This window comes from Tardisphaera saccharovorans, from assembly GCF_046635845.1.
In the GTDB taxonomy this organism is placed as follows: Archaea; Thermoproteota; Thermoprotei_A; order Marsarchaeales; family UBA168; genus UBA168.
The window spans coordinates 160,936-181,840 of record NZ_JAQQXN010000002.1 but is presented as its reverse complement, the minus strand read 5'-3'; the positions used below and the strand labels follow the sequence as shown (position 1 = coordinate 181,840).

The window sequence follows — 20,905 nt, the reverse complement described above, 5'->3', positions numbered from 1 at the left end:
ATTGAAAATCCTTTTTAGGCCAATCCCCTTTATCATGTAATTGAGCGAGTTAAACACTCATAAAGCGAAGAGGATAGCAAGTCTGATAGTCTCGCAGTATCCAGACCGCTTCAGCTCAGACTTCGAGAAAAACAAGAAAAGCTTGGATGAGTTGTTGATATTTCCCTCAAAAAGCATGAGAAATAAGGTGGCAGGTTACATAACCAGGATAGCTAAGCGGGCTGAGGGAGGCCCGGCCGAGCAGGGTGCAACTGTTGAGGAAAGCGCCGAGATATTGGTGGCCGAGCAAGTGGCCGAGCAAGAGGAAAAAGAGGGAGCGAAGCCAGCTGCCGCAGAAGCCCCGCAGCAGGAGGGTGAGAAGAAGCCCAGGAGGGAGCGCAAAAGCAAAAAGGCGGGGGTAACTAAGGCTGAAAAGGGAGCTCAGCAGGCCTCGGCTCAGCCAGCGGCAACTCAGGAAGCCGGTGCACAACCCGCACAGAAGGAACCTTCCCCAGCGGCTGAAGGGGTAAAAAGCGAAACCGACCAAAAAAGCTCCCAGGAGAAACCGGGATGATGTCAGCTGACCTGCTCGGATCGATGAAGAGATGCGCCTTCGCTGACCGGTATTCTGGGACGTGGCGATCTTTTTGTTGAAACTTTACTCGCCATTTGCGATCAAGTTTGATGGTTTACCGGATATAGTCTTATGCTGTGTTGACGTAAATGAGATAATGCCTCATGAAGAGGCAGATAAAAGAGTTCTGGAGGCAACCAGAAAGTACGTCACCAGAAGCAACAGGATCAAAGACCCGATAATAGTGGACAGAAGGACAGGCGTTATATTGGATGGCACTCATAGGTATGCCGTTGCGAAAGAACTCAAAATCGAGAAGCTTCCAGCAGCTTGTGTTGACTACGCCGATTACAGGATACACGTTAAGGGATGGGTCCTGAACATACTTGGAACGACACCAGTTCCAGATGAGTTAACAAAGGAGTGGAAGGTAAGTGGTCACCCTCGGCCAGGACGGCTCACTCTGTTTTATCGCGGGGAGTTCTACGCGAGCGATCCAGGAGAAACCATGGAGCTTCTCAGAAAGGCACGGGATATAAGCCAACGGATAGAAGAGACCGGAGGAATAGTGCTCAGGGATGCCTTTCCCAAAAAAGGGATTCCCACGATATACCTTCCATATCCGTCGAAACCCGAGATCATATCCAATGCCATGATGCATAACCTATATCCTCCGAAGTCCACAAGACATGTGGTGCCTGGGCGGCCCATGAACCTCAACTTTCCATTAGGAGCCGAGTGCGATATCCGGGAGCTAATTTTTAAGAGGACCATGAGGTTATTAAGGCCCCAATCCAAAATAGGAAAAAAGATCTTTGAAGAAGAAGTGCTGTACTTCAAACGATCAACCACCGTGCGCTATGGGCACTACTGTTATCGAGTCACCGTCCTTTAGTTCAGCAGCTGCCCCTCCCCTTACCTCGGCGTCTATACCGTTTATAAGAAAAAGCAAATCTCCCCTAAGCGATGACCCGTCCAGCAGGTCTTTGGCGGTCTCCGATAGGAATTGGATAAGCGTGCACCCCTCCTTAGCATCAAACAAGCTTGGCCCTGGGTGCGATTTCTTAAGTGGCCCCGTGACTATCAGAACTACCTTCAAGGCCTAACCCTACCTCATGCCTTATTTTCGGCGCCGGCGACCTTGCTTTCGAGCTCGGCCTTTGTTTCCGTGATCTCCCACGGAAACACCACCCATTTATCTGTTATACCGGCGCAAAAATCGGGTTCAATTTCGCTCCACGGCTTCTTGAGAAGAGCCGCTAGCTTTACGCTTGCCGCTTCGTCCTCAAGCTCCTTCTTTACGAAAGCCATGGTCTTTCCGCTATCTATTATGTCGTCAACTATTAGCACGTTCTTGTTCTTAAAGTTCCCCTCGGGTTTTTGAACTACCTTTATCTCATCCCTTTCGTTTATACCGCTGTAATACTTTATCCCATAAACGTAGAAATCCCTCACCAAAAGCATGTCCGAGATTATGCGCGCGGGAATTATACCCCCTCTGGATATGCCTATAACGGCATCAACCCTGTAAGACCCGGAGAGAATTGCCTTTGCCACTTTGGATGATAATATCATGACATCTTCCCAGCTTATCTCTTGAAGCTGTGGTCTACTCTCCTTGTAAACGGTCTCCATATTTTCTTTGCCACTTGACATATAACTTTTTCGCAACGACCACTTTTGCCAACCTCTCAGGTTTGAGCCCACAATTTTACGGCCTTATCCCTAAATCGGGGCCCTCTCGATGGGATGCCCATGACAATGGGTAAAAGCGCCCCTGCAAGCATCGTTAAAAATGAAGTCGGAGAAACGCTTCGTTTACGTGTTTCTTATAGACGATATGCTGGTATCTGTTTCCTTTAGAGGTAAGCTTGTATCGAACGCGGACGCCAAGAGGTCAAGAGACTGGGCTGCCGTGACTGCTCTATCCACTTTTGGTGACGCGTCGTACATATTGCTCGTTGGGCCGCCTCCCTATCCTTCATGGCCCAAAAAAGAGATTCACGGCAGCTCGACCCTGTCCCTTCCTATCGGTTGCAGCGAGGAGTTTCGCGATCACTTTCAAGAAAGCCAAGGAGTTGCGACCCTTTTTCTTAAGCTGGCTCTAGAACTAAGTGGACTGGGCGGGGTTTGAACCCGCGACCTCTCGGATGCGAACCGAGCGCTCTCTGGCCGCTATGCGGTCTTCCAGGCTGAGCTACCAGCCCACAGTGAACTGCTCCGCCCTTACGGGCGCAGCTTCCCGCTTCCTTCGGCAGGGCTCGCAACCGCAACGGCTGCGCTCGCCTTACCGTCCGCGGGCATCTCGCCTGCGTTCCACAGGCAAAGCCCTATTGGGCAACATATCTGTTTTTCGCATAGCTTATAAATTTGTCGCGTTTCTTTGAGGACCTCTATATCATTTAAAGTTTAATGCCAGTCGTCTGCCGCTTTGGTAACGGCCGCAATCCGAAACGGGCATCCCATTAAACGACCTTACACAAGCCTTGATTCGAGCTTCCTGTAAAGACCGGAGAATGAAAACGGCTTCACGCGTATGAACTTTGCCCTTTCCCTTGATAACCTAACGGATACCTCACGTGCCCCGCATGCAATCCTTTCGCCGTCGATGACTAGGGCTATGTTCTCATGGGCAATTATGCTCACATCGGAATCCCCTATCACAAACGGGCGGATACCCCAGAAAAAGGGAGCCACTGGTACCACGACCATGGCAACCAAAGAGGGATCGACCAATGGACCACCTGCCGAAAACGCGTAAGCCGAGGAACCCGTTGGAGTTGCCACGATTATCCCGTCTCCCCTAGCCTTGAACAGGTAGTGCCCTCCTACCCTTAGCGTTATGAGGGCGCTCTTGCCTATTTCAGACGACTTTACGAGGACCTCGTTGAGCGCGGTCCTGTTCTCGCTTTCCAAAAGCGCTCTTTCTTCAACCATAAAATCTCCCTTCAAGACCTTTGGCAACCACCCATCAAGCTCCTCGGGCTCCAATTCAGAGAGTGCCCCCAAACCACCGTAGTTCACTGAAAGAAAGGGCACTGATGCATTCCCTACCTTAGCCCTTGCCCGCAAAAGCGTCCCGTCTCCTCCCAGCGATATTATAATAGAGGGCTTTCTGCTAGCCTCTAGTTTCTCTATTTCAGAAAGCCTAACTACCTCTATGCCCATACTTTCAGCGAGCGAAGCAACTTTGTTTTCAGCTTCCTGTGCTGCCTTGCTTCCAGGCCTATGAGATAAGTATAAGATCTCCACGCCCTTGCTCCATCTGGTGTATTTCTCCATACCCAAAATACGTTGAACTTAAAAACGCTTTCTGACTGACGTCAAGGCGCAGGCGTAGCGCTTCAACTACTAGAAGCTTGCCACGCTGAAAGTCGGCGTGTGACGGGCCTTCTGTAATAGCGGACAAACAACCTGAAGTTATCTTTGCCCTGCATTTCCTCGATTATCCTTTTCTTTATGGCCTGCGCCACGTTCTTCACACCAACCCTCTTCTCAAAGTCCTCGAAGGACTGAAAGGGGGCCATCTTGCGCTCATCCAGCGCCTTCCACATAATCTTCTTCCCTATCCCCGGGATAAGCTCAAGTTGATGAAGCCTAGTGGTTATGGGCGAGGAATTGTTGAGGAAGTTGACGAAGTCTTTTTCCCTCTGCTTGATCAAATTATCAAGGACCTCGTCAAGCGTTTTCTTTGCCGCGGGGGTGAGGTCGTCGTAGGATATTATACCGTCTACCCTTATGTAATTATAACTCACGTCCGGTCCAACGTATATCCTCTCGCCCGGTTTGACTTGCCCCAATGCCGGTCCAGGGGTCGCCTCGAACAAGGTGAAGTAAAATTCGCCCATGGCTTGTATTATGGGTGTGGGCGATTGGCGATTAGAGTAGGGGTTGCCATATGGCAAGTAATCCAACACTATGGCGTACTCTTCGTTTATCCTTATGTGCCCCCTTCTTCCCCTATCTCTTTCGCTCAATCGCTCTTCCCCCTAACTCACCCGTTTACCGAGGCTTGCTTGGGGGGCAAGTACTTCTCCACCACGGAAAAGAGCTCTCCAAGCTTTTCCAGCGGGCTTATCGCTTGCTCATGCGCTAAAAACGGGAGCAACTCATCCCTTGTACTGGGCAGCGAATTAGCTATTGACACCGCCGTCGGAACGCTGACCCCCTTGCTAACCAGCTCATTAACCAGCTCTCTTGATTTTTCGGCCGTAAGCTTTGAGAACTTAGTGAGGTACTCCTGTACTATGGCGTCTTCGTAGTTTGTGGTTACGGCTATCCTACCATAGTACTGGCTGGCCTCAGATATCGTTATTTCCTTCTTCTCCAGTATCTTCAAAAGAACCACCTACGCGGCCGGCCTTATGTGCACTGGTGAAACGGTAAGCTTAGCGCTCCTCTTACCAAGAGGAATGGCAACCACGTAGCACCTACCCTTCTTCTCGATTACCTGCCCCACTTTTCCCTGGTACCTAGTGTGGGGCATTCCCTCGTAAACTCCAGGCCATATGTCGATGATGACTTTCTGTCCCTCATTATAAGTGGCAAGCCACCTTCTAAGGGGAGGAAAGCCGGCCTTCTCTCCATCCTTTCCCAGTGCGCTTCTACCTTTTCTCCTATATCCCTTGGCTTTCAAATGGGCCCTCTACCTCCATAACATCTAATAACTTACATTTAAGCGATTTTCCTATTTTACTCGACAAGCTCGGTAAAGTCCTACCGCCGTCACCGCTTATTAACTCCTTTATGTACGTACCTCCTTCGGCTTTCACTAAAAACTTAAGCGTTTTTGAGTCAACTCTTTCTACTTTGAGCTCGTAAATGGTCTTCCTTCTAACGAGGTCAGCCCTTCTCCTGCTCACCCTAGTGGGCGTGCGCTGGATTATTTCGACTCCGTTAAAGGCCGAGTTCAGAATTGATATATCGTCATCGGTTATGTCCTCAGCGCTCTCGATCACTCCTTCGTAAGTTTTCTTGCTCTTTTCCTCTCCCTTAACCAAGCTCACCGCTTCCTTTCCCACGAGCTTTAATTCCCTGACTTCCACCTTACCCCCTGAGTGCTCCTTTATGGCCTCTTCCGCTGAGCTCAGGTCAAGCTGCCTTATCTTTGGGCTGAGAAGTTCCATAACGAAAGGTCTTCCACTACCCAGCATCCTCGCATCCACGTCTTCCCTACCGGCGGCATGTATCTTTTCGCCCTCCGCCTTTGCCAGAGGTACAAGCACGGCCGCTATTTCTTCCTCAACCGACGTCGGGTACTTCTTACCGGTGAAGTTGCAGTGAGGACACCCCTTTCCATGACAGTAACTGCAAAGCCATTTTGACTGAGGTATTCCCCTTTCCAGCTTCAAGTACCGCCCGTAAACGTAGACCGGAGAGATGTTCAGCGAGACCGTCATGGAAAGCGGATGAACCTCCACTATCACATCTGGACTCTTGAGCTCAACTTCCTTTCCTGTAGCTGCGGATATGGCCTTCCCGACTTCCCTATTAATCTCCCATTTTATCGACTCGTATCCCTCGAGGCCGTTATTCACGGCTAGCGCCTCTTCTTTTTTCATTATGGACTCAGCCCCAACTGTTGCCACCAGGAAAGTGTTCCACTGGATTTCCGACAGCTGCGATAGGGCATCCTTGACGGCATCGGCCAGCTTATCCAGCACGCCACCGCAGACATCGCAGCTCTTCGGCTGTTCGCTTACCTCCCGACCCTCAAACACCAGGGCCTTTAAGGCTGGCCCGTAAGCGCCGTTAGTCCACAGGACCCTAAGCGTCTCCTCTCCTCCGCTGGATATGTCCTTGTGCGCTTCCATTGTCAGCACGGCCTTTATCGCGGCTCCCCTCTCCTCGTTCTTTAGGCCTCTGCCATATCTCGCAAACATGCGGCCAAGGCAGTGGTCACAAAGAGGGTGCTCTTTCAAGAGCTGCAACGATTTGTCCAGTATCTCCATCACTTAACCACCCAAAAGGTTAGCAAGGCGCTTGTTTCTCCTCACGTTTTTCATGGTCTTCTTCAAAAGCTCGTACTGCCTAATCATGTCCTTGACGTCCTCAGGGCGCGTGCCCGAGCCCTTAGCTATCCTCCTTATGCGCGACGAATCCAAAATTGAGGGGTCGCTCCTTTCCTTCTTATTCATAGATTGGATTATTACCTCCCATTTTTTCATGCGCTCCTCCCCCTGTTCCTCGGTCAACTGGTCGATCTTCAGCCCTCCCCCAAGGGGAAGCTTTTCCAAAACGCTGCTTAGGGGTCCCATCTTTCTAAAGGCCTTTATCTGGCTGAGCATGTCATCAAGGGTCATACGACCACTCGCCATGCGCTCTAAGGACTCCTCTTGTTCTTTCTCGGCCGTCTGCATGGCCATTACAAGGGATCTTAGATCTCCCATACCAAGCAGCCTACTCACGAAGCTCGATGCTTCAAATTCTTCGATGTCGTCTAAACCCTCGCCGACACCTATAAATGAAACCGGCACCTTCAAGTAGGCGACCGCGGATAGCGCTCCTCCTCCCTTTCCGGAACCGTCAAGCTTCGTTATGATGACCGACCCGACCTTGACCTTAGAAGAGAAGGCCGCCGCTTGTGATGATGCGCTTTGCCCCAAGTTCGCGTCAATAACCAGCATTACGTGATCAGGGTGGATGAAGCCGTTCAGCTCTCCCATCTCCTGCATGAGGCCTTCTTCGTCCTTGTGTCTGCCCGCGGTATCTATTATGATCAACCTCGCGCCGCGTTCCCTCAGCTGCTTTAGACCCTCTTCAAAGGCCTTCTTTATTGATGATGAGGGATCGGCGTAAAAGGGCACGCCGACCCTTTCGGCTATCTGCCTGAGCTGTTCTGCGGCACCAAGCCTGTAGTTGTCAAGCGAGATCAAGCCAACAGAGTAGCCCGCCTTCTTATAGTAAAGGGCAAGCTTACCTGCGGTTGTGGTCTTACCGCTTCCTTCTATCCCAATCAACATTATCTTATGTTCTTGGTTCTTGTCGGGCTTCGGGGCACGAGGGGAACCCCCTCCTAAGAGGCTCACGAGCTCGTCGTAAATCAGCTTCAGAACCACGTCCTTTTTTGTGTATCCTGGTGGGGCTTCCTCGGTTTTGGCCTTTTCCCTTATCTGGGATGATAAGGAGGCGACAAGAGGAAGGGAGACGTCAGCAAGAAGAAGAGCCTTCTCTATTTGCTTGACGGTCTCGTCAACCAGCTTATCGTTAACTGCAGCCGCCCCTCTAAGCTTGTCAAGCGCCGCTTGCAGGGAACCTTTAAGGGAGTCCAACATCGGCGCTTCACCCCTCTCCACTCATAAGGCTCTTCATAAAAGTCAGCCAGCTTTTCGATCATAGGGGCTTTCATTCGCTTCGTCCTTATGATCTTTGGCCTTCCCATTATAAGCCAATACTCAACTTCTACGCCAGGCTGGAGCCTAGCGGCAAGGTCTGGTTCTATACCCTCGCTCACGTCAAAGGTATGAAAATCTTCAAGATCCATAAGTTGGAAGGTATTTCCAGCCTTCGAGATTATCTGCGCACTGCGCCTTTCAACTATGGGCACCTGTACTGAGGCATCAACCGGCGCCACCAAGGTACGCTTGTTTTGTGTGAAGAGGCCTATGCCGACGACTCTGGCCTTCGCGCCTCCATGTTTTCCTGGCTTGCTGTGCTCGACCTCAACTATCCTACAAGGTTCATCGTCTAATATTATGTAATTTCCCTCTTTTAGAGTGCCTAATTCCACTGGCTTGCTCATTTCGTGAGATTTACGTAATCGCTTATAAATCTATTTTGAGCGTAGCATATTTTATCGTTTGTCGGTTTTGCGTGAAGGAGGTTAAGCGAAACGGCGTAAGCGATAACCCTATATCTTGTATAAGGACTTACTTGATTAGAATTGGGAATTAGGCCTGCTAAATGCTATAGAGCTTTCATCACGCCACCCTACACGAGAAAGGAGTATATAAAGGGGGTACCAGCTCCGAAAATAACCAAGTTCACAATGGGCAATCCCAACGGCGACTTCGACACTGTTTTCAAGCTTGTGGTTAAGGAGGGAGGGCAAATAAGGCACAATGCATTGGAAGCAGCCAGAAATGCCGCGCATAAGATCCTCGCCGATGCCCTCACCGAACAGGGCTTCGACCTCAGGATAACTAAGTATCCTCATCACGTAATAAGGGAAAACAAGATGATGGCGTTCGCCGGAGCAGACAGGCTGCAGGATGGAATGAGGCTTTCATTTGGAAAGCCCGCCGGCTTGGCAGTTAGAGTCAACTCGGGTGATTATGTCCTTCTGGTAAGGGCAAACCAGAGCGCGGCCGAGACCGTTAAGAAGGCCTTGCGCCTTGCCGGGAAGAAGCTGCCCCTTAGCACGACGGTACAGCAGGAAAAGGCAGAAAAGGTCGTTGAACGATTACGATTTTGAACTAGATAGGGTTTTGAGCTGGTTAAGGGATGAGGGAGCAAAAAGGGTGCTAATAGAAGCCCCAGAGGGGCTCAAGCAAAAAATCGTCGCAGAAGTTCTGCCTGCGCTTAGCTCCTATACGGTTTTTATGTCATCTAAACCGTTTCACGGCGCTTGCGAGGTAGGCGATGAAGAAGCGGGATCGCTCGGAGTAGATCACGTGATTCATTTTGGTCACCTACAAATGGTAGCCAGAAGATTTCCCGCGCTTTACGTGCCGGCCTATTATGACTTTGATCCCTCGCCGTCTTTTGCGGAACTCGATATCCTGCTGGCAAAAGGCGGAAGGAACATTGCAGTGGCAGCGAGCGTGCAGTACCTTAGGGCTCTTAAACCCATATCGGAACACCTCAGCGAAAAAGGCTTCAACGTCATGGTTGAAAATGGCAAGAGGACCAAAGCGCCCGCACAGATCCTTGGTTGCGATTACTTCGCGCTCACGTCGCTAGCGGGAAAGGCAGATCAGTTTCTGATCGTTACGGCAGGCGACTTTCATGCCTTAGGTGCAGTTTTTGCGCTTAACAGAGAACTACTTCAACTGGATCCGTACTCGCTGTCATGGAAAAAACTTGATCCCACGGCGCTCAGATCCTGGGTGATCGGTGAAAGCTACGCCTGGACTAAGCTAGAGGATGCCGCAAAAGTGGGAGTGATCGTGGGAACGGAACCTGGGCAAAGGTTCTTGTGGGAGGCCGAGCAGGCAGCCGCTGAGCTGAGGCGTTCTGGAAAGCACGTGGACATCATATCGGCTTCAAACCTCGATCCCGCTCAGCTTTCTGCGCTCCCCTATGATGTATTGATCTTAGCAGCCTGCCCGAGACTCCCTTACGATGATGCCGATTCCTTCAGCAAGCCCGTGGTATCTGTGTTCAGCGTGCTCTTCGGAAGGCCCTTGGGTTTAAGAGGGTGGCTTAACGGAAATGACTTAACAGTGAAATCTAAGCAGAGTTCAGGTGTAGTCGAGCAGGGTTTTTCTGTGAAGCGAGTCGAAAAGTATTCTACTGTGCGAGATCCAGTCGTTCAGGCTCACGGTTCCCCTCTCCCCTATCGCTTCAAGTGCCTCTCTAAGTGTTGAAAACTTCATGGGCTGGCTTGAAAGGGCCCTTCTCACGTTTTCTCTCACATGCCAAACGCCCACGGGTAGGATGTAACCCTCCCTTGCCTCCCTCAATATCACGACCCTGGCCTGCCTGCGAAGCCTCGTAAGCGCCTCAACCACCGCAAGCCTTCCCGCGTAGTAACAGCCTCCTATCTCAGCGTAGGTCTTTCTTCCTTGATAACCCTCATATGATGAGTAAATTTCCGTGGATGTACCGAACGCATTCCACGTGCTACCCGGGTACCAGGCCTCTACTAACTCGTACTCCCACTTGCCCGGCATGAGAAGCACCATGTAAGTGTTGTCCATGCTTTCGCTTACGTAAAGGTTGTAATCAGAGACCTCTGGAAACTCCTTAGCCCGCTCAAGTAAAGCCTTCGAGGTTGTATCATCAACTGCCGTTATTGCCCACCTAGTTGGCACAAGCTTCCTGTCCTTCTTAACCCCAAGAAGGCCTGCGCTCAATATCTTCTGTATTCTGTAAACGTTCAATCCTCTTGAGTAAAGCTCCAACATACCATGCGTGGCGTCTAGGTCCGTATCGGAGGTCACCGCTTCTGCTGTCCTATCTCCCTTAACCCCGTAAACCTTAAGGTCCTTGAGTTCTGCACTAGGCCCCATAGGCTGAACGTCTTCGTCAAGCGCTATCATTCCTCTTGGCTCTTTTTCAAATACGGCCTCGACCTCTGCTGGGGAGGGGGCTAAAGCCAGCTCCTGGATATAGTCCACCATCCTGCCCTCAGGCTGTTTCGCTGAAACCGGATACTTTCCCCTTATTAAAGAGGAGCGCATTGCTATGAGGTCGAAGACGGTTATATCGTGCCATAGGTCTGGTGAGTCGTAAACCGCGGCGTCTTGGCGAGAGGGAAGAAGGAGGGGACCAGCATAAACCCTTGGGTAGCCATATCTACCGATGAAGAGACTCGGAGGAGTAAGACCATCAAAGCTTAACCCCTTCACGGCCTCAACGGATTTAGTCAAGGCAGAACTTCTGGCCAGTATGGGGCAATATGAGCGCCCGCAAAGCATCTTTGTCCCCCTGCACAACAGGCATTGAGGAGACGCCTTGTAGGGCGTAAATACCAGCTCTGCCATAAGTCTTGCCGATTTAATCTCGTAAGGGAGTTTATAAAAGGAACGGTTAACGCATTCAGCAACCGCAGAACATAAAAGCTTACAACGCAATATTGCATGCGGGAGTGCCCGAGGGGACAAAGGGGGCGGGCATTTTTGGCCCAGACTTAAGATCCGCTGCGGATAGCTACGTGGGTTCGAACCCCACCTCCCGCATGCTGAAAAACGCAAAAAGGTTATAAGCCATTTAACTGATTTTTTATGCCACAATTTAACGTTAAGATCAAGAGGAGTGATGATCAAAACCTTGAATTTGGCCTCGAGGACAGCGACCAGACCATCGCAAATATGCTAGTAGACAAGCTCAGAGAGGATTCGCACGTCACGTTTGCGGCCTATAGAGTCGCTCACCCTTTGCTCGGCGTGCCAACGATAAGGGTTTCAACCGATGGGGAGGAAAAACCTGTCGAGGCCGTGAGGAAGGCGGTCGAAGCACTGAGCGAGGTCCTTTCGAAGCTCATGGAAGATGCGAAGAAGATAGATCAAAATTAGATAAGCTTAATTTATGAGAGGAATCTTTCCTTTTGATAGGTTCTAAAGGTGAGCACGTAAAATGAAGTTTTGCCCTAAGGACGGAACTCTTATGCAGATAAAGAAGGTAAATGGAAAGACCATGTGGTATTGCCCCTCCTGTGGCTACACGGAGGAGATAAAGGAGGCCGCGCAGACTAAAGAGAAGGTCTCCATAAAACACAAGGATAAAATGGTGGAGATCAACTTAAACGAGCAAAAGAACCTACCAAAGATAAAAATCGTGTGCCCGAAGTGCGGAAAGGAGGTGGAGGCTTACTATTGGATGGAGCAGACCAGGGCAGGGGATGAACCCATGACGCGCTTCTACAAATGCACCGTTTGCGGATACGTTTGGAGGGAATATAGCTGAAACAAAATCAACCCGAAAGGTTAATATGCTCCAAAACCATTTTTTTGGGTGCCGCGGTGGTGTAGCCCGGTCTAGCATGGGGGCCTGTCACGCCCCAGACCCGAGTTCAAATCCCGGCCGCGGCGCTTTTTCTAGGTGTGGGTTCTGAACAACATTTATATTTCATTGCGCCATTCTATATAGATTGTCCAAGATCTATGTGAAGGGGCAATGGCTCGATGAGGATGAGATTTTATCCCTTTATAACAAAAGGAAGCCCGTGGATACCTCCCTAATACTTCAGAAGCTGGTAGAGAAGGGCGCACCTCTCTCCTTAGATAGCCTGTCGATGGAGCTAAACGTCGACAGGAAAAACCTCAATATGGCTTTGAGGAAGCTCGAAAGGAAGGGGCTCGTGTGGAAGCTGAGAAAAGGACCGGCCGTAGGTATAACGGAACTTGGCTATAAAACGATTGTAGGGGAGAAGACGACCGCGCCTACCAACTGATTGCTATTTTTTTGTTTTTAATTTCACATAACGTCGAGCAAAGTTTATATACCGTTGATTTATTTATACGAGCAAAATGAGTTCCTATATGAAGATGAGGTTGGCCCTACTCGCAGTCTCCATAGCGCTGGCTCTAGCTGTCAAGGTCTCTCCTAACGGCAATCCGATAGGCGGCGGATTACCATTCTGATTTTTTTATTCTGATTTTAGAATAGCGGGTTTTCCAAGTACCTTTGAAAAGTGCTAAACGCATCAGCCTCATCAAAGAACCATTTTCCTTCCCTGAAGTGCTCGTACGGTATCGTAAACGTGTGGATTTGACTCAGCACCGAGATGCCAAACGCGTATTGAGCGGGTTTAACTTCTATAATCTTCTTATCCAAAAGTGTGCTAAACATGGGTACAACGCGCCATGGCATCTCCAAATAGAACTCCAAGGCACTTGCCCCTGGATTTACGTATCCAAGGTAAGGATGATTTAGCACGTAATCCAAAAGCTTGCCGTATCCCTCGCCGCTCATTCCCTCGCAGAAACCCGCGAGCACGGCCGTTTCAGGGCTCAGCATCTGTGTTGTGAATATATCTATGATGTATTTCTTTATCAAGCCACCTTTAACGACGTGCTCCTCTAGATGAGACCTCACGTTATCTAATGTTAGTCCCAGCGCTTTGGCCATGGCATCTAAGCTCTGCAGAGAAGTTCTTTCCAACTGATCTATTATCAGCAGGTCGGTTTCGTCTAACTGAGGAAAGGCCTCCTGCGCGCTTTCTCTAAGCTTGCGCTCAACTCTCGGGGATTCCGCGCGTTCTTTCCACTCCCCTCTCCTGTAGTCAAAGACCACAGGATCGTAAGCGAAAGCCTCAGGCTCGGAATCAATCTCGTAGAGTTTGTATCCAGTCAACAGTCCAAGGTCGGTAAGGTGGTCGAAAAACCTCCTGTAATTGCCAATTAAGGATGACGGAACGGCGTGATGAGTAACGTAGGTGTAGCCTCCAAAGGGCTTAAGCCAAGTGACCAGAAAGCCATCCCTTGCCATCGCGTCCAAAAAACCAGGCGCCTTGTCTATCCACTTAAAGGAGAAGTCAAGAAACGCCACGGAGTACCTAAGTCCCAGCCTTGCGTAATTTGGATAAGCCCTGATGGCGAAGCTCTTTCCAAAGAAATACTCCCTTAAAGCAAGCTCGAGCTGTTCCTTGCTCATGCCCAGTTTCTCAGCCAGCAAATCCTTGTTGAAGAATCCTATGTCCTCGATTGCCCTAAGTATGCGCCTTATGTACTCGTCAAAGGTAACCGACATATGTGCTATCACAAAATTATTCGGATTTAACGCTTTCCCTAACAATGATGAGAACTCACATGCTTTTCGCTATGTCCTCTATCCGTCTGACCAGTATTTCCTCGTTATTCTGAGCATGGAAGAACACGGGCACGTTTTGAGTGTTTGTAGCTTTGAAGCTGGCCATGAACCAGTCTCCGTTGTTGAAGTTCAAGGTGCGGTCGAGAAATACGTCGTCTATGGCGAAAGTGTCCGATATGACCTGTCTATCGTATGGCCTTGGCATCGTCCCTACGAAGTAGCTGTGGAGCTGCTGCAGCACGTTAGTGTTCAGGCGGGCTATCCTTTGGGCGGCTATCCAACCGCTCAGGTAGTACTTCCTTCCATGCCTAAGCAGGGTCTCTACGGCCTGTGTCGACATATCTGTGTAATCCTCCCTCTTGGTCTCATAAGGTATGAACTCCTGTGCCTCATCGAAGACCAAGAGTATCTTTGGGTTGTCATTGTACTCGCTGCGCCTCTTCTTCATCAAGCTGTCGACGAGATAGCTGGAAAGCCATCTAGCCCTGCGCGTGTCAGCTATATCAAAGACAAAGAGCCTCGGCGAACCAGGCGAAGTTATCTCCGTTAGGCTCCTTTCCAAAGTATATCCTGCCCTTTTTGTCCTAATCACATCAATCACGCTTTTCAGAGACGCAGCCATGGCCCTTAGCGCGCTGCTCTCCCTAATCTGGGCCTTGTCAAGCTCTGCCTCAAACTCGTTCGCGAGCTTCTTATCACCATATATCTCTATGTCCTCTGCTTCGCCGTCAAACCCAAGTTCGACCTTCCTCTCCTCGGCCCTCGCCCTTATCATGTTTATCAGAACTGGCAGCACTACCTTCTGCTGTGCGGGAGTGTACTTGTCATTGCTCATATCCCCAAGGACTTCCAATAGGCCTCCATAAGTGGTCATGCGCATGGCGCTTTCAACGTCGGGATTTGGCAGCTCGATTTCCTTGACCCTTTCATCTACGATGAGCCGGTACACCGCTTGCCTTACGAGGTCGTTTAGGGAAGTCAGGGAAGCTGGCATGACGTGCCTGTGCATGAAGTCAAAGCTCTGCTCCTTTGGATCGCTTCCCCTCAAGCGGTTAGCTATGATCACGCGCCCGTCTTCGTAAAGGACGTCAAGGAGGGACATGGCATACTCAGATGACACGTCAACTATGACGACCTTCAGGTCAGGCATGGTCTCCAACGCCTTCCTTATCATCATGGCCATGAGATTTGACTTTCCGGCTCCCGTATATCCGAACACCCCAGCATGGTAATGGACAAGGTTTTCCATATTGACCGTAAGCGGTATCGGTTTCTGCCCCTCTATCATGAGGTCTCCAAGAGCGCTGTCGCTACCGCTGTAACAGAAAAACGAGCGAAGGGCCTCGTCGTCAAGCAGCTGCGCGGCTGATCCCACGAGTAAGGGTTCCTCACCCTTGACGTACTTGGGCTCATCTTCAAGTTTCATCAGGTATCCCGTTGGCGCGGCCACTATCTCTATCCAAGTGCTCTTGCTCCCGCCCTCCCAATCTTTCTCTATTAAATCCATGAACTCTCTCCTGACGGCGGCAGGCTGCGAGAGATCAAGCGTGAGCATGGAGTAGTGCATGAGGTTCCTGTCAGCCAACTCGTAAACCGAGTAATAACCATCCTTGGTCTTCACGTTTTGAAGAGCAAGAAGGCGACCAACGGTCAGTCTTTTGGCGACTTCGGGGTCGTATTCTGCCTCCAGCTTTACGAGCTTAAACGTGATTATGCCACGTCCATCCGCAGTGCTCCTATTAACTGAGACCTGTTCTCTGAGCCTGCAGTTGAACTTCCCTCCTATGTCGTCGAACAACGGACCTCCTCCTCATCTGTTCGTAGTATTTTCTCATGTCCCTGTACTTTCCCGCACCGGGCGGCAGACCAGCCCTGCTTAGCTCTAGGTCTATTGCCGAAAGGTAAGCCCTTCTGGCTTCAGCCTGCATGGTCTTGGCTTTTTTATCTGCCAGGAAGAGTGGGTAATTGTATCCAAGGGCTTCAGGTATCGCCTCCTTCGCCATGGGCTCAAGGTAAGTCAGCACGAGATCGGAATAACCATCTCCTCCCCAGTCGCCGTTGCCCTCAACCCAGTCATCGCAAGGCGGAATCGAGTAAAACGGCCTATCATATCCGAAAACCCTGCTAAGTGATGAAGAGGACAGCTTCACATATCCCCTCGCGAAAACCCTGGCGGGAACGCTCTCCCCATGAAAGTGCGCATCAAACTCAAGCGATCTCCAAGGAGCGTGCACTCCCAGCATGTCAGAAACCGTTGACAGATAGGCCAAATCTGTTCCCATGTTAGGCGAGTACTCGGAGATGCCCTTTTTAAGGGCAAGCACCTTAAATGCGCCCTCGATGAAGTCAGAAGAGGAAGATTCCTTAGTGATGCCTATCAGCAGGGTGTTCTTTTCGAGCGCAAGCTTAAGGAGAGAGCGCAGCACGAGAAGTGATAATAACTTTATGTCACCCTCTTCAATCCATTTTCCATCTTTCCAGAGCGGATGGCCTTCTGGGCTAAACAGGACTTTGCCCAATGCCTTATCAAGGCCCATTTCTAGCCTGTTCTCAAATCCCACGAAAAACCTGTCCGAGTCAATTTTTTCCGCAATACCCCTGGCTGAAGCGCTTTCAAGCCATGACAGCGCTTCGCGCGCGAGGTCTGGCTTGCTGAGACCTAAGGCCGAGGAAATCTCGGACCAAGAGCCACCGCGTCTGCCGAACTCGTTCATTACCTGCCACGCGAGTTGAGGTCCAAGCGTTTCCGTGGCCCCGCGAGAAGGGATAGCGTTAAGGGCGATCTCTACCGTGGCATCGTCAAAGAAAAGCGATTGATGTCCTCTTAGAAAGTTCTCCACGTCGGTTGAAAGGTGTGAATATTCCATAGAAAGCGACCTATCCAAGAGGAGGATTCCCACGTCACCGGTTTTTACAGCTGCACGAGCGAGGGCGAGCTCGCTCAGTTCCATGAGGAGCGGCGGGACATCGGCAGGCGACCCATCAACCTTTCTGGTAACATCAGCCACGTCTCCCTCATGCATGGGTATTGCCATGGAGATCTCAGTAGGAAGGTCTACGGACGTCTCCTCCGACATGACCAGCCCCCCCGAAGCATCTCTTTCCAACGTGCCAGCATATCCGAAGGCCCCAGCATAGAACACAAGAAGGTCATACCGACTGTCAACGCTCTCCGTGCCGTCTATGGCCATGTAGCTAAGCGGCTTAGCGTCGACCACCTCGCGCTTAATGAAGGCAAAGCGAAGCTTTTCAACGTACGCTGACAGCTCCTGCAACCGTTGCTCGCGTTTTTTTAAGAGAAAGTCTGTTGACGAAAATACCCGTTTAACTATCTCGTCGGTTGGCACATCAAATACTTAAATCGGCTTTTAAACATTGATGAGTATCATGAAAGTGACCACGCGGACCCGCGGAGATTTGAACTCCGGATCTGCGGCTTAGAGGGCCGCCGCCCTATCCTGGCTGGGCTACGGGTCCATCTTTTAGAATCGAAGCGCTTTTTTGCCTTTCGCCGCCAACCTCGCAGTTGAGATTAATCTGATGTCGAGCTTTTTCGGGTTAAGCTATGCATCACCAATATTCCCAAATTTTAAGTTTCTATTCTATAAGAGAATAACACTTTTTCGATACGGTGTAAAAGCGCCGGAAAACACGGTGAAGCGGGCCTGGTGGGATTTGAACCCACAATCTACAGCTTTCCTCACCAATCCTGTTTAGGGGGTTCGGCCGGATTCTGCCGCCCTATCCAGGTTAGGCCACAGGCCCATGCAGAATTATAGGTGGAAATAAAGCGTTATGGAACCAAGACACAAGGTTAGTCGGGCCGGTGGGATTCGAACCCACGACCTAGCGGTGACGGCGGACGGGCGTTCACTGATGCGCTGATGCGCCCTTGCGCCCGCGATCTCTACAGCCGCCAGCTCTACCACTGAGCTACAGCCCGACGAATATTTTAGAGAAATTCGTTTTTAAACCCTTCGCAATCAACTGGAACAGTTCTGAGTTGGGGCTTCGCGCTTAGGTGAGGATCGAAATTCGCAAAAACGCAGAATACCAGCCTATCTCTTTTGTAATCGGTAGTAAATCAACGAGCTGGAGGGCGACACCTGTTCCATCGCCTCAAACCGTAATAGGCGCAAAGACAATTTTTGAGCTAACCGAGACAGGCTCCGTTTACGTGCTGATGAAAATGGCGCCGGTGGAAGGACTCGAACCTTCGACCAATCGGTTAACAGCCGATCGCTTTAGGCGGCTTTTTTGCCTCTACCTGTAGCTGAGCTACACCGGCAAGTGAAATCTCAGCTATCGCTATTAAGTTTTTTCTAGGTAAAAAACAAGACTTAGATTTATGGAAGGTCATTTAGCGGTGTCAAGCCCATACAGGCTTTTGTCCTTGGTTTCAAACCCTTTGACCTGCCAAATTAGCGCAGCCGCAAGGCCTATGGCAAAAACAATGGTTGTAATTGCCATCGCCGAGCTGAAGCTGAACGAAATTATTCCTGAGGTGAGGATGCCGGTTATTATTCCCGTAGCGATCCAAACGACTGTTCTTACAAGTGAGACGTACAGACCCCTCCTCTCTGTGCCAAACAACTCAGGCTCAAGCACGGCCCTAGCCCCCCACGTGATTTCAACGGGCACAAATATCAACGTCATTATGGCTAGCAGCATAAAACCACCATTGCTCCTAGTTATTGAGACAAAGGCCCACAAGACAAGCCATAAGAGCAAAAGAAGACCATAGGACAGAGTCGCAAACGTCCTCCTATCTATGTAAGGGACCACCCAAAGGGCGGCTAGAACACCTACCACGACCATCGTAAAGCCGCCTATTAACGGGACTAGGCTGGCAGCTGATGATGAGAAGTAGGAGTAAGACACACCATAGGTGGCGTATACAAATGCTACGTCCTGAGCTATGCCTATGAGAATCAGGACAAGAAACCTCAGAGATAGTCCACCCCGAGGCTTCACGGGTTCAGCAGAACCGTCCTTTTGATGCCAAGCTTGTTCGACATTCATGTCAACCTTATGCTTTACTGCGCTCCAAGGTGTGCTTTCCTCTACGAGGAACCAGGTTACCACTAGGGCGATAAGAGGGCCTATGAACATAAGGGATATCGCAATGGTTTGCTGAAAAGCGCTGAATCCCAGAAGCACGGGAATGAATACTATCGCAACACCCAAATTACCGAAGTTTTGAGTTATGACAAGAAGAGTCCCCCTGGTTTTAGCTGATGCCTGCTCAGACATCATCGCTAATATCGGGCTTTCAAGACCTATGGCTGACATCCCTACCAATATGAATGAGATCAAAAGTGCTATTGTTGACCCACTTAGAGCGATGTACAGCACGAGCCCTGCAAGCAGCATTGCGATTGTTGTTAAAAACGATGTCTTTCTTCCCATGTAGTCGGCCATATATCCCGCGAAGAAGGCTCCTACTCCCCCCGCTATATAGGGAAGGCTGTAACCCAAGAAGGCAAGCCTCGGTGGGATTATCCCGGTGATGGCCGCCACCGGGCCGAAGCTCTCCGCAACCCCGTAAACCAACATCCCCATGCCTAGAGCTATTAGCGCACTCCATGGGATTTTTTGCCCTGAGTTTACCGAACCCTGGGGCGCAGTTCCGGTGCTAACCTTAGCAGAATTTTTCATGCCACCAGCGCCTTTTTCGGGAGAAAGCGCTCTGGTCATTTATTTCAACCTTGTGTAAAATGGCATCACAGATATAAGTCTATTTAGACGAGTTCATGTAATACCTAAAATGCGAAACAAAGCCGATGGGTCCGATGGCGCAGGAGGCGGGAATTCCTTGATGGGAGCTGCCATCACGTTTTCAACTGACGCGGTCTCTCTTTTGAATTGCCTTAACTCGGAGGGGAAGATCGGTAACGAAATCATCGCCGTTTTATAGTGCATAGAGTAAGGGGCTCTTACGTCACCGTTGGGCTTCATGCTTGACCAATCTATCAATATTTGATCTGATCTCTCCTCTTTTTTTGCCACAATAGAAGAAGTTACTGGCCATTTTACCTCTCCAAGGCCATACTCTTCTATCCATGATCTATCTTCTTCCAACTTCTTTTCCACGTAGTTTCTGACTTCAACAGCTACCTGCCGATAGAACGAATAAGCGTCGGGTTTTTCAGATATAACTTTATTAGAGTTATCCAGCGCGGCCCATATCTGAAAACCACGCGATCCACTGAACTTCAGTAGATAATTTATGCGCGCTTCTTCCATTAAGTCCACTATAGCTTCAGCCACAGCCTTGACCATTAGGAATCCCCTTTCGCCTTGTTTGAGCCGTTCACCTGCATCCAAATCCAGGATCAAGTAGTCAGGGTAATTCGAATTGAACTTGCTGACATAAGGTATGAAATCAACACAATGATCGTCTACGTATGCTAGCAACTCTTGCTCATTGGATATGGATATGAACTGCGGCTTAGGTTTGTACCTCTTGTATCTCACGAAAAGGGGTTCTAGTTGATGTATGGGGTCTTCCTTTCCCGAAAACACCTTAATAACGGATACTGGGCGGTCGGTCAAAAAAGGAAGCAACGCTCTGGCTACTTCCGGATAATACTTTCTCGCCTTCCATACGGTTACATAAGATAAATTAAGGCCTTCGGAAATCTCCTTAAGTCTATTATCAAGCTCCGTTTCGCCCTTATCAGTTATCGCATACTTCCCCGCCGACTCTTCTACAAGGCCGTTAGCTATAAGAAGTTTGACCTCAGACTCCAACTCAGACTTAGTTAGATCAATCTTCTCAAAGGCCTTGGTGTCCCTCGCGACCTTTTCGTATATATGGTCCATTCCTATGTATTTGCCTTCTTCCTTTATAGATAACAAAAGCAAAATCCTGTCCGCTACAGAGGGCTTCCTCATATCAGAACACGCATTTACAGTTAAAACCTTTGCGCATAGAGC

Annotated in this window: 21 protein-coding genes, 7 tRNA genes and 2 pseudogenes; 10 read left to right on the top strand and 20 right to left on the bottom strand. The window is 49.9% G+C overall.

Going from position 1 to position 20,905, the window contains the following annotated elements; translation table 11 throughout:
- The first annotated feature begins 40 nt into the window (after window positions 1–40).
- Window positions 41–553: a hypothetical protein gene (locus PRZ02_RS04345; RefSeq protein WP_449464615.1), complete on the top strand. Its 513-nt coding sequence runs from the start codon at window positions 41–43 to the stop codon at window positions 551–553.
- 76 nt (window positions 554–629) lie between these two features.
- On the top strand, window positions 630–1,448 hold the full coding sequence (locus PRZ02_RS04340) for a hypothetical protein (RefSeq protein ID WP_449464614.1): 819 nt from the start codon (window positions 630–632) through the stop codon (window positions 1,446–1,448).
- Here PRZ02_RS04340 and PRZ02_RS04335 read toward each other — a convergent pair.
- Both PRZ02_RS04335 and PRZ02_RS04330 read right to left on the bottom strand, forming a co-directional pair.
- Entirely contained in the window at window positions 1,398–1,652 is a 255-nt protein-coding gene (locus tag PRZ02_RS04335; RefSeq protein WP_449464613.1) for a MoaD/ThiS family protein, read from the bottom strand. The two genes, PRZ02_RS04340 and PRZ02_RS04335, sit on opposite strands and share 51 nt — an antisense overlap.
- 14 nt (window positions 1,653–1,666) lie before the next feature.
- Window positions 1,667–2,188 carry a phosphoribosyltransferase gene (locus tag PRZ02_RS04330; RefSeq protein ID WP_449464612.1) on the bottom strand — a complete coding sequence of 174 codons (522 nt, stop codon included), beginning with the start codon at window positions 2,186–2,188 and terminating at the stop codon, window positions 1,667–1,669.
- A gap of 160 nt (window positions 2,189–2,348) precedes the next feature.
- On the opposite strand from PRZ02_RS04330, the gene PRZ02_RS04325 reads away from it, so the two are divergent.
- Window positions 2,349–2,687 (top strand): hypothetical protein, encoded by a 339-nt coding sequence (locus tag PRZ02_RS04325; protein ID WP_449464611.1) that lies wholly within the window; start codon window positions 2,349–2,351, stop codon window positions 2,685–2,687.
- On the opposite strand, the gene PRZ02_RS04320 is transcribed toward PRZ02_RS04325, so the two are convergent.
- The 8 genes and pseudogenes from PRZ02_RS04320 to PRZ02_RS04285 all read right to left on the bottom strand — a co-directional run.
- A tRNA-Ala gene (locus tag PRZ02_RS04320) sits at window positions 2,669–2,760 on the bottom strand. The genes PRZ02_RS04325 and PRZ02_RS04320 overlap by 19 nt on opposite strands.
- A 268-nt stretch (window positions 2,761–3,028) precedes the next feature.
- Complete coding sequence (locus tag PRZ02_RS04315; RefSeq protein ID WP_449464610.1) at window positions 3,029–3,835, bottom strand: NAD(+)/NADH kinase; 807 nt, start codon at window positions 3,833–3,835, stop codon at window positions 3,029–3,031.
- Between the two features lie 62 nt (window positions 3,836–3,897).
- The gene (locus PRZ02_RS04310) at window positions 3,898–4,530 is read right to left on the bottom strand and encodes a DUF655 domain-containing protein (RefSeq protein ID WP_449464609.1); all 633 of its coding nucleotides are present in this window, start codon (window positions 4,528–4,530) and stop codon (window positions 3,898–3,900) included.
- A gap of 17 nt (window positions 4,531–4,547) precedes the next feature.
- Window positions 4,548–4,892 carry a hypothetical protein gene (locus PRZ02_RS04305; protein WP_449464608.1) on the bottom strand — a complete coding sequence of 115 codons (345 nt, stop codon included), beginning with the start codon at window positions 4,890–4,892 and terminating at the stop codon, window positions 4,548–4,550.
- A gap of 9 nt (window positions 4,893–4,901) precedes the next feature.
- Window positions 4,902–5,189 (bottom strand): 50S ribosomal protein L21e, encoded by a 288-nt coding sequence (locus tag PRZ02_RS04300; protein WP_449464607.1) that lies wholly within the window; start codon window positions 5,187–5,189, stop codon window positions 4,902–4,904.
- A complete protein-coding gene (locus PRZ02_RS04295) occupies window positions 5,170–6,504 on the bottom strand; it encodes a tRNA pseudouridine(54/55) synthase Pus10 (RefSeq protein ID WP_449464606.1) in 1,335 nt (444 codons plus the stop codon). Before PRZ02_RS04295 ends, PRZ02_RS04300 begins: the two co-directional genes overlap by 20 nt.
- Before the next feature lie 3 nt (window positions 6,505–6,507).
- Window positions 6,508–7,824 (bottom strand): signal recognition particle receptor subunit alpha, encoded by a 1,317-nt coding sequence (locus PRZ02_RS04290; RefSeq protein ID WP_449464605.1) that lies wholly within the window; start codon window positions 7,822–7,824, stop codon window positions 6,508–6,510.
- An 80-nt stretch (window positions 7,825–7,904) separates the two neighbouring features.
- Window positions 7,905–8,294: pseudogene (locus tag PRZ02_RS04285) on the bottom strand (translation initiation factor IF-5A); the annotation flags it as partial.
- Between the two features lie 141 nt (window positions 8,295–8,435).
- Here PRZ02_RS04285 and PRZ02_RS04280 point away from each other — a divergent pair.
- Both PRZ02_RS04280 and dph2 read left to right on the top strand, forming a co-directional pair.
- Window positions 8,436–8,966: a 50S ribosomal protein L16 gene (locus PRZ02_RS04280; protein ID WP_449461545.1), complete on the top strand. Its 531-nt coding sequence runs from the start codon at window positions 8,436–8,438 to the stop codon at window positions 8,964–8,966.
- 46 nt (window positions 8,967–9,012) lie between these two features.
- Window positions 9,013–9,864, top strand: a pseudogene (dph2, locus tag PRZ02_RS04275) (diphthamide biosynthesis enzyme Dph2); the annotation flags it as partial.
- 90 nt (window positions 9,865–9,954) lie between these two features.
- Here the strand turns inward: dph2 and PRZ02_RS04270 are convergent.
- Window positions 9,955–11,199, bottom strand: coding sequence for an Nre family DNA repair protein (locus PRZ02_RS04270; protein WP_449464604.1), 1,245 nt, complete (start codon window positions 11,197–11,199; stop codon window positions 9,955–9,957).
- A 98-nt stretch (window positions 11,200–11,297) separates the two neighbouring features.
- Between PRZ02_RS04270 and PRZ02_RS04265 the strand changes: the two genes are divergently transcribed.
- From PRZ02_RS04265 to PRZ02_RS04245, 5 genes are all read left to right on the top strand, one after another.
- A tRNA-OTHER gene (locus PRZ02_RS04265) sits at window positions 11,298–11,394 on the top strand.
- A 45-nt stretch (window positions 11,395–11,439) separates the two neighbouring features.
- Window positions 11,440–11,730 (top strand): RpoL/Rpb11 RNA polymerase subunit family protein, encoded by a 291-nt coding sequence (locus PRZ02_RS04260; protein ID WP_449464603.1) that lies wholly within the window; start codon window positions 11,440–11,442, stop codon window positions 11,728–11,730.
- A 61-nt stretch (window positions 11,731–11,791) separates the two neighbouring features.
- The gene (locus PRZ02_RS04255; protein WP_449464602.1) at window positions 11,792–12,121 is read left to right on the top strand and encodes a transcription factor S; all 330 of its coding nucleotides are present in this window, start codon (window positions 11,792–11,794) and stop codon (window positions 12,119–12,121) included.
- Between the two features lie 50 nt (window positions 12,122–12,171).
- A tRNA-Asp gene (locus PRZ02_RS04250) sits at window positions 12,172–12,246 on the top strand.
- Window positions 12,247–12,305: 59 nt separating this feature from the next.
- Window positions 12,306–12,608, top strand: coding sequence for a winged helix DNA-binding protein (locus tag PRZ02_RS04245; RefSeq protein ID WP_449464601.1), 303 nt, complete (start codon window positions 12,306–12,308; stop codon window positions 12,606–12,608).
- 206 nt (window positions 12,609–12,814) lie between these two features.
- Here PRZ02_RS04245 and PRZ02_RS04240 read toward each other — a convergent pair whose 3' ends face one another.
- From PRZ02_RS04240 to ligD, 9 genes are all read right to left on the bottom strand, one after another.
- On the bottom strand, window positions 12,815–13,906 hold the full coding sequence (locus PRZ02_RS04240) for a hypothetical protein (RefSeq protein WP_449464600.1): 1,092 nt from the start codon (window positions 13,904–13,906) through the stop codon (window positions 12,815–12,817).
- A 55-nt stretch (window positions 13,907–13,961) separates the two neighbouring features.
- Window positions 13,962–15,764 carry an ATP-binding protein gene (locus PRZ02_RS04235; RefSeq protein ID WP_449464599.1) on the bottom strand — a complete coding sequence of 601 codons (1,803 nt, stop codon included), beginning with the start codon at window positions 15,762–15,764 and terminating at the stop codon, window positions 13,962–13,964.
- Window positions 15,706–17,313, bottom strand: a complete 1,608-nt coding sequence (locus PRZ02_RS04230; protein WP_449464598.1) for a hypothetical protein — start codon at window positions 17,311–17,313, stop codon at window positions 15,706–15,708. The genes PRZ02_RS04235 and PRZ02_RS04230 overlap by 59 nt, the downstream gene beginning before the upstream one ends.
- A 55-nt stretch (window positions 17,314–17,368) precedes the next feature.
- Window positions 17,369–17,443: transfer RNA gene (locus tag PRZ02_RS04225), tRNA-Arg, on the bottom strand.
- Between the two features lie 183 nt (window positions 17,444–17,626).
- Window positions 17,627–17,731 (bottom strand) — tRNA-Arg (locus PRZ02_RS04220).
- Window positions 17,732–17,784: 53 nt separating this feature from the next.
- A tRNA-Tyr gene (locus PRZ02_RS04215) sits at window positions 17,785–17,909 on the bottom strand.
- Window positions 17,910–18,156: 247 nt separating this feature from the next.
- Window positions 18,157–18,254, bottom strand: a tRNA-Asn gene (locus PRZ02_RS04210).
- Between the two features lie 68 nt (window positions 18,255–18,322).
- Window positions 18,323–19,663: an MFS transporter gene (locus PRZ02_RS04205; RefSeq protein WP_449464597.1), complete on the bottom strand. Its 1,341-nt coding sequence runs from the start codon at window positions 19,661–19,663 to the stop codon at window positions 18,323–18,325.
- Window positions 19,664–19,717: 54 nt separating this feature from the next.
- Window positions 19,718–20,863, bottom strand: coding sequence for a non-homologous end-joining DNA ligase LigD (gene ligD, locus PRZ02_RS04200; protein WP_449464596.1), 1,146 nt, complete (start codon window positions 20,861–20,863; stop codon window positions 19,718–19,720).
- Window positions 20,864–20,905 lie beyond the last annotated feature (42 nt).